Below are 10589 nucleotides of genomic sequence, written 5' to 3' on the forward strand. Positions count from 1 at the left end.
CCTCAGCGCGGCGCGGTGATCCTGATCCGGGCCACCGTGCCGTCGCCGCGGAGCGTCACCGTCCCCGGGCCGTCCCGGCGCACACAGTCGAGACGGCCCAGCGGGGTCTCCCGTCCGTCCGGCCCGCCGACGGCGATCCCCTCGGTGACGGCCATGACGAGCACGGTCTCGCCCGCAACGCACACCGTCTCCTGCGCGGCAGTGACGGTGACGATCTCCACCACCGCCGCCGCCCGGCCCCTGCGGGTCATCACGTTCAGGTTGCGCACCGCGCCCGCCGTCAGGTGACAGTCCGTCGTCGCGTCGCCGGGAAAGGCGAACGGGCTCAGCGGCCCGACCGGCCGCGAGGCGCCGTCCACGGTCAGCACCATGCCCTCGCCCTCGACCGGGGTGATCACGCGGTCGAGCCCGGGAAAGGCGGAGAAGGCGCCGTCATCGTCCACGTCCGCGACGCTCACCCGCCAGTCGGCGTCGTCCGCGACCTCCCTGGTGATACCGCCGCCGTTCTTCCACGGCACGCTGCGGTACGCGCTCCAGCGCAGCACATCTGCGTCCACCCGCCGACTCCTCCCACGCTCATGATCACCGAGTCCGGGGCCAGCCTATGCGGGGTGCACGAACCGCGCCCCGGCCTCCCGCAGCGACTCGTCGAGCGCCGCGAACACCGCCGCCGAGCGGGCGCCGGGCCAGTCCGAAGGCAGCAGACCGGCGGGCAGGCCCGGGTCGGCGTAGGGGAGCTGGCGCCAGGAGTCGAGGGCGAGGAGGTAGTCGCGGTACGCCTCCTCGGGCGGCGGGGGAGTGTCCTCGCGGGCCTCCCAGGAGCGGAGCACCGGCTCGTGGCGGTCCAGGAACTCCTCGTGCTGCTTGGCCAGGGACGAGAGGTCCCACCAGCGCGCGACAGCCTCGGCCGTCGGCGCGTAGCCCAGGTGTTCGCCGCTGAACAGGTCGACGTACGAGGCGAGTTGGAGGCGCTCCAGGGTGTGCCTGGTCTCCTCGTAGAGATGGGCGGGGGCGATCCAGACGCCGGGGGCCGCCGTACCGAAGCCGAGGCCCGCGAGGCGGGAGCGCAGCACGTGCCGCTTGTTGCGCTCCGCCTCGGGGACGGAGAAGACCGCGAGGACCCACCCGCCCGCCGTCCGCGCGGGCGGCGGTCCGTAGATGCGGCGGTCGCCGTCCTCCAGGAGCTGGCGGGCGTCGGGCGAGAGCGCGTACCCGGCCGCGCCCGCCTCCGTGCGTCCTGGCACGAGGAGACCGCGCCGCTTCAGCCGGGACACCGACGACCGCACCGAGGGCGCGTCGACGCCGACCGGCGCGAGGAGGCGCACCAGCTCGGCCACCGGGACGGGGCCGGGCGCCGCCCGGCCGTAGGCGCCGTAGAAGGTGACGATCAGGGACCGTGGAGTGTGCTGCTCGGACACGTGATCACTCTACGGGCCCGGCTCCGGCTCCGTCCGCAGTCGGAACCGCTGCAGCTTCCCCGTCGCCGTCCTCGGCAGCGCGTCCAGGAAGACGATCTCGCGCGGGCACTTGTACGGCACGAGCTCACCCTTGACGAACTCGCGCAGCCGGTCCGCGTCCGGGCTCGCCCCTTCGCGCGGGACCACGTACGCCACCACTATCTGGCCGCGCAGCTCGTCGGGGCGTCCCACGACCGCCGTCTCGGCGACGTCGGGGTGGCGCAGCAGGGCCTCCTCGACCTCGGGGCCCGCGACGTTGTACCCGGCCGAGATGATCATGTCGTCCGCGCGGGCGACGTAGCGGAAGTAGCCGTCGGGGTCGCGGATGTAGGTGTCGCCCGTGACGTTCCAGCCGTGCCGTACGTACTGCAGCTGGCGGTCGTCGGCGAGGTAGCGGCACCCGACCGGGCCGCGCACGGCGAGCAGTCCTGGTTCGCCGTCCGGCACGGGGGCGCCGGAGTCGTCGACCACGCGCGCGTGCCAGCCGGGGACGGGCCGTCCCGTCGTGCCGGGCCTGATCGCGTCGTCGGCGGCGGAGATGAAGATGTGCAGCAGCTCCGTCGCGCCGATGCCGTTGATGACGCGGTGTCCGGTGCGCTGGTGCCAGGCCTGCCAGGTGGCCGCGGGGAGGTTCTCGCCCGCCGAGACGCAGCGGCGCAGCGAGGAGACGTCGTACGCGTCGAGCTGGTCCAGCATCGTGCGGTACGCGGTGGGCGCGGTGAAGAGCACGGTGATGCCGTGCTGCCTGATGGCGGGCAACAGCTGCTTGGGGCCCGCCTGTTCGAGCAGTACGGAGGAGGCGCCGAAGCGCAGCGGGAAGATGACGAGGCCGCCGAGCCCGAAGGTGAAGCCGAGCGGCGGGCTGCCCGCGAAGACGTCGTCGGGCACCGGCTTGAGGATGTGCCGCGCGAAGGTGTCGGCGATGGCGAGCACGTCGCGGTGGAAGTGCATGCAGCCCTTGGGGCGGCCCGTGGTGCCGGAGGTGAACGCGATCAGCGCGACGTCGTCGGCCGCCGTGTCCACCGCCTCGTAGCGCCCGGGGTGCCGGGCGGCGCGCGCCAAGAGGTCGTCGGGGCCCTCGCCGCCGTACGTGGTGACGCTCAGGCCCGGCACGCCCGCCTTGATCAGGTCGTCGACCGACCTGATGTCGCAGAGCGCGTGCCGCACCTCGGCGATCTCGCACATGGTGGCGAGCTCCTGCGAGCGCTGCTGGGCGAGGACGGTCACGGCGACCGCGCCCGCCTTCACCACCGCGAGCCAGCAGGCCGCGAGCCACGGCGTGGTGGGCCCGCGCAGCAGGACGCGCTGGCCGGGCCGCACCTCCAGCTCGCTGGTCAGCACGTGCGCGATCCGGTCGACGTGCTTCCGCAGCTGCCCGTACGTCCAGGTCTCGCCGGACGGTGCGTGGAAGGCGGGGCGCTCGGCGCCGAACCGGTCGGCGGACCGGTCGAGAAGTTCCGCGCCGCAGTTGAGGCGGTCGGGGTAGTGCAGCTCGGGGCGGTCGTGGACCAGTACGGGCCACCGTTCGCGCGGCGGGAGGTGGTCCCGGGCGAACGTGTCGACGTGGCCGGATGGTGTCAGCCCCGGATTGGCTGGATTGCCGGTGGGTTCCATGGCGGCTCTGCCCCCTTGCCTGCCGGTCGGGCGCTGTGGTGGGCTCGCTCCATGAGCGTATCGTGATGGTGACGACAGTCAACGGTGCGCGATAAAGGAAGGGTCCGGGATGACGGCATTCTCGCTCAATCCTGAGCAAACCGCCCGCTGTGCGGAGCTGCGGACGCTCGCCGCCGAGCGGCTGCGCCCCCTGGCGGAGAAGGGTGAGCCCGGCCATGTGAACCGGCCACTGGTCGCGGAGCTCGGTGAACTGGGCCTGCTGGACTGCCTGTTCGAGGAACGGGGGGCGGGTGGGGAGCAGGCCGGTGCCCGCGCGCGGGGCGCGGGTGGGGAGGAGACAGGTGCCCGCGCGCGGGGCGCAGGCGCCCTGGACCTCTGCCTGATGCGCGAATCCCTCGCGTACGCCTGCACGGAGGCCGAGACCGCCCTCGCTCTCCAGGGCCTCGGCGCCCACCCCGTGCACGCCCACGGCTCGGCCGCGCAGCGGGAACGCTGGCTGCCGCCCGTCCGTGCGGGGCACGCCGTCGCGGCCTTCGCGCTCTCCGAGCCGGGCGCGGGCTCGGACGCGGCGGCCCTGAGCCTCGCGGCGGAGCGGGACGGGTCCGGCGGCTGGCGCCTCACCGGCGAGAAGTGCTGGATCTCCAACGCCCCCGAAGCCGACTTCTACAGCGTCTTCGCCCGTACGTCCCCGGGCGCGGGGTCCCGCGGCGTCACCGCGTTCCTGGTCCCCGCCGACCGCGCGGGCCTCACCGGCACCCCCCTCGACATGCTCTCCCCGCACCCCATCGGCGCCCTCGCCTTCGACGGCGTGCGGGTCGACGGGGACGACGTGCTCGGCGAGGTCGACCGCGGCTTCCGGGTCGCGATGACCACCCTCAACCGGTTCCGGCCGAGCGTCGGCGCCTTCGCGGTCGGCATGGCGCAGTCCGCGCTCGACGCCACGCTGGCCCACACGGCCGAACGGACCGCGTTCGGGGGCACGTTGAAGGACCTGCAGTCCGTCGGCCACCAGGTCGCCGAGATGGCCACGCGCACGGAGGCGGCCCGCCTGATGGTGTACGCGGCAGCGGCGGCGTACGACGGTGAGGGACCGCAGAGCCCCGGCATCGCACGGCGCGCCGCCATGGCGAAGCTCATCGCCACGGAGACCGCCCAGTACGTGGTCGACGCGGCGGTCCAGCTGCACGGCGCCCGCGCGCTGCGCCGCGGCCACCTCCTCGAACACCTCTACCGTGAGGTGCGCGCGCCCCGCATCTACGAGGGCGCGAGCGAGGTCCAGCGCACCATCATCGCCAAGGAGCTGTACGCCCACCAGGAGGAGCCGCCCGCATGAGCAGCCTGCACCGCGTCAACCCCGCCGAACTCGCCCCGGCCACCGGCTTCTCGCACGCCGTCACCGCGACCGGCTCCCGCCTCGTCTTCCTCGCCGGGCAGACGGCACTGGACAGCGAGGGCAAGGTCACCGGATCGACCCTGCCCGAGCAGTTCGAGCGGGCCCTGACCAACCTCCTCACGGCCCTCCGCCACGCGGGCGGCACCCCCGCCGACCTCGCCCGCGTCACGGTCTACGCCACGGACGTCGCCGACTACCGCGCCTGTGCTGCCGAACTGGGCAGGATCTGGCGGAGGTTGGCGGGCCGGGACTACCCCGCGATGGCCGTGATCGGGGCGGTCCGTCTGTGGGACGACCCGGCGCTGGTGGAACTCGACGGGATGGCCGTGCTCGACTGAACGGTCCAACGGCGGGTACTTGGTCACGACCGCGGCCACAGGGGGCGCGGGGAACGGGACGCATCGGCGTTCCGCAGGAGGGGTGACCACGTGCGTACGAGCAAGATTGCGGGCGTCATCGGCATCGTCGGACTGAGCGCTGCCCTGCTCACGGGGTGCGGCGACAGCGACGGCGGCGACGGCGGCGGCGACTCCAAGCCGTTCGCCGAGGACAGCGCCGACCAGATCGCGGCGAAGGCGGTGGCGGCCACCAAGGGCGCCGAATCAATGCGCCTCAAGGGCGACATGAAGCAGTCCGACGGCAAGTCGGTGCGGCTGGACCTCGCGGTCGACCAGGAGAAGAACTGCGAGGGCACCGTCGGCACCGCGGGCGCCAAGGCCGAACTGCGTCACACGAACGGCACGTTGTACGTGCGCGGCAACGAGCAGTACTGGAAGAGCGAGCTGAAGAACAAGCCCGGTTCGCAGAAGGTGCTGGACAAGGTCGTCGACAAGTGGGTCAAGATGCCCGCCGACGACGCCGCGACCTCCGGGATGTGCGACAAACAAGGCCTGGTCGCGTCCATGGACGAGGACAAGTCCAGCCGCGAGGGCATGAAGAAGGGCGGGACGACGACCGTCGACGGCAAGGAGGCCATCACCCTGACGAAGAAGGGCTCCGGCGGCGAGACGAACACGATGTACGTCGCCACGGAGGGCAAGCCGTACATCCTGCGTGCCACCGTCAAGGGCGGCGACAGCCCGAACGACGCGACGTTCGGCGACTACGGCAAGCCCGTGAGCCCGAAGGTGCCGGGCAAGGACGAGACGGTCGACCTGAAGGAACTGGCCGCCGCCGGGCAGTGATCGGCGCCCGCCCCTGTTGCCGGACCCATTCGGCGACAGGGGCGTCTTTGTGTGTCAACAAACCCAGCGTAAAAGGGAGTTCAAAGCTCGGCTGACGGTGGTCTTCAGTACATCAGGCCCACATATGCGATACCGACCAGTATGGGAAGCGGGACTTCAGGTCAAGGTTGGCTTACTTCGCTCGCATCAGGTAGGTTCACGAAAGATCTTGCTTTGCGGGCAGACCATGCCCGAGGGTCATTCCGGCTTCTTATGAGCGGCCAAAGCGGCACACAGTGTGCACCTATCGGGGGGTGGGGACTTGAGACCTTGCAGACGGATTCCTTCTGACGCGTCGGCGTGCGGTTCCCGCGCTCCCGGTGCGTCGGGATGAGCAGCTTAGTCTCGCGGAGTCACCGCCCTGTGGGGCGACGTACCTCCCGCAATCTCTCCGTGCCCGAACGTACGGGCACCCCGTCGGATGACAGCTCTCCGCGGTACCCCTTCGAGTTATCCATGGCCCACGCACCCTTCTGTGACGGGCTTTTGCGGCGGCCCATCTTCCACGCCATGCCGTAATCCGACCGCCACGGCCTCGGCAGGCCGTCACAGCCGCACCTGCGGCCAAGTCGTCATGCAATTTTCCGGGAAGTCGAGGAAAACATGAGCAACCCGTTCGACAACGAAGACGGCAGTTACTTCGTGCTCACCAACGAGGAGGGACAGCACTCCCTCTGGCCTGCCTTCGCCGACATCCCGGCCGGCTGGTCCAAGGCCTTCGGTGCGGCCGACCGGGCGGCGTGCCTGGAGTACGTGGACACGAACTGGACGGACCTGCGCCCCAGTTCACTCATCGAAGCGTCCGGGAACAGCGGCAAGTAGTGAATGGGAAGGCAGTTCGATCCATGACGGCACAATCAGAAGCCGACGCGAACATAGCGGACGTAGTCGGAATCGGCTTCGGTCCCTCCAACCTCGCGCTGGCGATCGCTCTGGAGGACATCGCCAAGGCGGACGTGGGGACGCCGGAAGTCAGCATGAAGTTCTACGAGCGGCAGCCTCGGTTCGGCTGGCACCGTGGCATGCTGATGGAAGACGCGACGATGCAGGTCTCTTTCCTCAAGGACCTGGCGACCATGCGCAATGCGATGAGCCGGTACACGTTCGTCTCCTACCTCCAGGAGAAGGGCAGGGTCGCCGAGTTCATCAACAGCAAGACCCTGTACCCGCTGCGTGTCGAGTTCCACGACTACCTGGAATGGGCGGCTCATCAATTCCAGTCGCACGTGTCCTACGGTTCCGAGATCACCGCCGTCCGGCCGGTGGTCGAGAACGGTGCGGTGGAATACGTCGACGTGGTGGCCCGCGATGCGTCCGATGGTCACGAGACCGTCCAGCGTACGCGTAATGTCGTCATCGGCATGGGGCTGACGCCTCGACTCCCGGCAGGCATAGAGGAATCCGGGCGCATCTGGCACAGCTCCCAATTGATGCACCGGGTCGGCACCATCACCGAAGCCCCTCGGAACGTCGTCGTCGTCGGCTCGGGACAGAGCGCCGCCGAGGCCGCCGACTATATGCACCGCACTTTCTCCGATGCCCAAGTGCACACCGTGCTCTCGCGTTACGGCTACAGCGTCGCCGACGACAGCCCCTATGCGAACGGCATCTTCGACCCGGAGGCCGTCGACCAGTTCTACGACTCTCCGGCCGACGAGAAGCAGCGCCTCCTCGACTACCACGCGAACACCAACTACTCGGTGGTCGATCTCGATGTGTCGCAGGACCTGTACCGCAGGAGCTACCAGGAGAGGGTCCTCGGCAAGCCGCGGCTGCGGATGCTCAACACCTCGCGCGTCACCTCCGCCGTCGAACACGCGGACGGCGTGAGCGTCGTGGTCGAGTCGACCGCGTCCGGCGCGGCGAAGACCATCGAGGCGGACCTGATCGTCTTCGCCACCGGCTACCGCCCGAGCGACCCGACACCGCTGCTCCAGGACCTGCTGCGCGAGTGCAAGCGGGACGAGCAGGGGCGGCTCGGCGTCGAGCGCGACTACCGCGTGACCACGTCGGACGCGGTGCGCTGCGGGATCTACGTCCAGGGCGCAAGCACCGAACACTCCCACGGTCTGTCGGCCGGTCTCCTGTCCAACACCGCGGTCCGGTCCGGCGAGATCGCCCAGTCCATCCTCAAGAGGTAACCATGTACGTCCCATCGATCTACCAGGCGGACGACCGGGCGTGGCTTCGCCGCATCGTCGAGCAGTACCCCCTCGCCACGCTGGTCACCAACGGTCCGCGGGTGCCGTACGCCACGCACCTGCCGATGATCTTCAGCCCTGACTCGCCCTCGGGGGACGCCGGGCCGGAGGGCGTGACCCTGCTCGGCCACATGAACCGGGCCAACGCCCACTGGGACTCGCTGACCGACGGCGCGGACGCCCAGCTGATCTTCACCGGCCCGCACGGCTACGTCACCCCCGCGGTGTACGAGACGACGCCCGCGGCACCCACCTGGAACTTCGTCTCGGTGCACCTCCAGGGGAAGTTGCGGCCGATCACCGGTTTCGAGGAGACGCTCGAAGTCGTCCAACGGACGGTCCAGGCGTACGAGAAGGACTTCGGCGACGGTTGGGAGATGGACGGCTCGCTGGAGTACTTCCGGGGGATCGGCCCGGCCGTGGGCGCGTTCCGCTTCGAGGTGGAGACGGCGGACGGCATGTTCAAGCTCAGCCAGGAGCAGGGCCCCGACATCCGGAAGCGGGTCACGGACCGCTTCGCCTCGGACGGCACCTGGCGCGGCAGGGAACTCGCCGCCCTGATGCGCGAGTTCGACACCGCAGGTCCCGCGAGTCAGAGCGCCTGAAGCGACGGAAGCCGTCCGCGCGCCGCATCGAACCCGAGAGCCATCCGTCCCCACCGGAGGAACTGCCCATGCCCGCAACTGACATGACCCCGCGCCGTCTTCTGATGTGCCGCCCCAGCCACTTCGGCGTCGTCTACTCCATCAATCCGTGGATGAACCCGGAGAAGCCCTGCGACAGCGATCTGGCACTCGCCCAGTGGGAGGAGCTGTACGAGCTCTACACGTCGCTCGGCCACACCGTCGACGTGATCGACCCGATACCCGGGCTGCCCGACATGGTGTTCGCCGCCAATGGCGCGACGGTGGTGGACGGCAAGGTGCTCGGCGCCCGTTTCCGGCACGCGGAGCGGACCGCCGAAGGGCCCGCCTATCTCTCGTGGTTCCAGGAGCAGGGCTTCGACGACTGCCTGTGGCCGGAGTTCATCAATGAGGGCGAGGGCGACTATCTGCTCGTCGGCCGACGCCTACTGGCGGGCACCGGATTCCGCACGGACCCGCGCTCGCACGCAGAGGCGCAGGAGTTCTTCGGACTCCCGGTGACCGGACTGACCCTGGTCAACCCGCGCCACTACCACCTCGACACCGCCCTTTCGGTGCTCTCCGACGACCAGATCATGTACTACCCGGAGGCCTTCTCGCCCGGCAGCCAGGCCGTGCTCCGGGAAATGTTCCCCGACGCGATCCTGGCGTCCGGTGCGGACGCGGCGGTCTTCGGGCTCAACGCGTTCAGCGACGGCTACAACGTGATCCTGCCGGAGGCCGCCACCGATCTCGCGGCCACGCTCCGCGAGCGCGGGTTCAACCCCATCGGCGTGAATCTCTCCGAACTGCTCAAGGCGGGCGGCAGCGCCAAATGCTGCACCTTGGAGCTGCGTTCCCCCCGGGGCGGGGTTCGGTAATGGATTTCGACGTTGTTGTGGTGGGTGCGCGCTGCGCGGGCGCGTCGACCGCTCTGCTGCTGGCACGGCAGGGTCGACGCGTGCTGCTGGTCGACAAGGCGTCGTTCCCTTCGGACACCATGTCGACGCTCTACATCCACCAGCCGGGAGTCACCAGACTCGCGCGCTGGGGGGTGCTCGACGACGTCGTGGCCTCCGGCTGCCCGCCGCTGGACACCATCAGCCATGACATCGACGGTCTCAGCCTGACCTCGGCGGTGCCGTCGGAGGACGGGTTCTCCGCCGCGTACGCGCCGCGGCGGTACGTCCTCGACGACCTGCTCGTGCGGGCCGCCGTGTCGGCGGGCGCGGAGTTCATGGACCGCGCGCAGGTGCAGGAGTTGGTCTGGCGTGACGACCGGGTCGCCGGGGTCCGGCTGCGGACCGGGGATTCGACGACAACGGTGTCGGCGGGGCTGGTCATCGGGGCCGACGGCATGCGCTCGAAGGTCGCCGACCTGGTCGACGCGCCGGTCCTGCGGTCGGATCCCCTGTCGAGCTGCGTGTATTACACGTTCTGGCGCGGCCTGCGCACGGGGTTCGGATTCCACGAAAGAGTGGGGCGCTGGATCGCCCGGATTCCGACCCACGACGACCTCACGATCGTGGCCGCCTATCTGCCGCAGGCCGAATTCGCGGAGGCGCGCCGCGACCCCGGTGAGGCGTATCTGTCGGCGGTCAAGTCGACCGCGCCGGAGCTGTACGAGCAGATGATGTCCACCGAGCGGGCCGACCGGTGGCGGGGAACAGGGGACCAGCGGAACTACTTCCGCAAGGCCCACGGGCCGGGCTGGGCGCTGGTGGGGGACGCGGCCCACCACCTCGACACGATCAGTGCCCGCGGAATCACCAATGCGTTCGTCCAGGCCGATCTGATCGCCGATGCCATGTCCGGTGTCCAGGCGGAGGACACGGCCGCTGTCGACGGGGCGATGTCGGACTTCGCAAGGACGATGGCGGACACCCTCGACGGTCCGTACAAGAGCACGCTCGAACTGGCGCGTCTCAATCCGACCAAGGCGAGGCTCCGCATGCTGCACGCCGTCGCCGGATCGCCCGAACTCACGTCCCGCTATTTCGCCCTGGTCTCGGGCGTCATCGGGATGCGCGAATTCATGACGGCCGACCTCGTGGACCTTCTGTAGCTCGCCGCCGCCC

Annotated in this window: 11 protein-coding genes; 8 read left to right on the top strand and 3 right to left on the bottom strand. The window is 70.1% G+C overall.

The features are described from left to right. Positions 1-2: 2 nt before the first annotated feature. Genes AC068B_RS10885 through AC068B_RS10895 form a run of 3 tightly spaced genes read right to left on the bottom strand, consistent with a single transcriptional unit; the run spans position 3 to position 3071 of the window. The gene (locus AC068B_RS10885; protein ID WP_478670616.1) at positions 3-557 is read right to left on the bottom strand and encodes a HutD/Ves family protein; all 555 of its coding nucleotides are present in this window, start codon (positions 555-557) and stop codon (positions 3-5) included. 45 nt (positions 558-602) lie between these two features. Beyond that, positions 603-1418: a PaaX family transcriptional regulator gene (locus AC068B_RS10890; protein ID WP_478670618.1), complete on the bottom strand. Its 816-nt coding sequence runs from the start codon at positions 1416-1418 to the stop codon at positions 603-605. 9 nt (positions 1419-1427) lie between these two features. Then, the gene (locus tag AC068B_RS10895) at positions 1428-3071 is read right to left on the bottom strand and encodes an AMP-binding protein (RefSeq protein WP_478670619.1); all 1644 of its coding nucleotides are present in this window, start codon (positions 3069-3071) and stop codon (positions 1428-1430) included. A 109-nt stretch (positions 3072-3180) separates the two neighbouring features. Here AC068B_RS10895 and AC068B_RS10900 point away from each other — a divergent pair, with 109 nt between their 5' ends. From AC068B_RS10900 to AC068B_RS10935, 8 genes are all read left to right on the top strand, one after another. After that, the gene (locus tag AC068B_RS10900; RefSeq protein ID WP_478670621.1) at positions 3181-4404 is read left to right on the top strand and encodes an acyl-CoA dehydrogenase family protein; all 1224 of its coding nucleotides are present in this window, start codon (positions 3181-3183) and stop codon (positions 4402-4404) included. Then, positions 4401-4802 carry a RidA family protein gene (locus AC068B_RS10905; RefSeq protein ID WP_478670623.1) on the top strand — a complete coding sequence of 134 codons (402 nt, stop codon included), beginning with the start codon at positions 4401-4403 and terminating at the stop codon, positions 4800-4802. The genes AC068B_RS10900 and AC068B_RS10905 overlap by 4 nt, the downstream gene beginning before the upstream one ends. Positions 4803-4892: 90 nt before the next feature. Then, entirely contained in the window at positions 4893-5648 is a 756-nt protein-coding gene (locus tag AC068B_RS10910) for a hypothetical protein (RefSeq protein WP_478670624.1), read from the top strand. Between the two features lie 642 nt (positions 5649-6290). Then, positions 6291-6509, top strand: a complete 219-nt coding sequence (locus AC068B_RS10915; protein ID WP_356249657.1) for an MbtH family protein — start codon at positions 6291-6293, stop codon at positions 6507-6509. Between the two features lie 23 nt (positions 6510-6532). Then, positions 6533-7828 carry a lysine N(6)-hydroxylase/L-ornithine N(5)-oxygenase family protein gene (locus AC068B_RS10920; RefSeq protein WP_478670627.1) on the top strand — a complete coding sequence of 432 codons (1296 nt, stop codon included), beginning with the start codon at positions 6533-6535 and terminating at the stop codon, positions 7826-7828. A gap of 2 nt (positions 7829-7830) precedes the next feature. Continuing rightward, positions 7831-8493, top strand: coding sequence for an FMN-binding negative transcriptional regulator (locus AC068B_RS10925; protein ID WP_478670628.1), 663 nt, complete (start codon positions 7831-7833; stop codon positions 8491-8493). 68 nt (positions 8494-8561) lie between these two features. Continuing rightward, on the top strand, positions 8562-9392 hold the full coding sequence (gene ddaH, locus AC068B_RS10930; RefSeq protein WP_478670629.1) for a dimethylargininase: 831 nt from the start codon (positions 8562-8564) through the stop codon (positions 9390-9392). Beyond that, a complete protein-coding gene (locus tag AC068B_RS10935; protein ID WP_478670631.1) occupies positions 9392-10576 on the top strand; it encodes an FAD-dependent oxidoreductase in 1185 nt (394 codons plus the stop codon). Before ddaH ends, AC068B_RS10935 begins: the two co-directional genes overlap by 1 nt. The last annotated feature ends 13 nt before the right edge of the window (positions 10577-10589 follow it).

This window comes from Streptomyces sp. NPDC042371, assembly GCF_056437465.1.